This is a genomic window from Rhizobium sp. SVR5-2C (assembly GCF_056755115.1).
Genome location: NZ_JBNDHT010000483.1, coordinates 1 through 251, shown reverse-complemented (window position 1 = coordinate 251; position 251 = coordinate 1). Strand labels below are relative to the sequence as shown.

Annotated in this window: 1 protein-coding gene; it reads left to right on the top strand. The window is 53.4% G+C overall.

Annotation, left to right across the window (positions count from 1 at the left end):
- Window positions 1-60: 60 nt before the first annotated feature.
- Window positions 61-251 (top strand): ArsR/SmtB family transcription factor (locus ACPYOI_RS36605; protein ID WP_481424248.1); only part of this gene is annotated, 191 nt, incomplete at its 3' end.

Below are 251 nucleotides of genomic sequence, written 5' to 3'. Positions count from 1 at the left end.
CTTGTTCACTGCATTCATCTGCGATATTCCTCGTTTCAACATTTCAAGGATTGTTGAAATATGGATGAACGTCAAGCTCTCGCTTCATTTGGCGCGCTTTCCCAGGAAACCCGCCTGCAGATCGTCCGTATGCTCGTGGTTACCGGTCCTGATGGCATGGCGGCAGGCACGATCGCGGAAAAGCTCGAAGTCTCGCCGTCGAATGTTTCCTTCCACCTGAAGGAGCTGGATCGCGCCGGCCTTATCAGCCA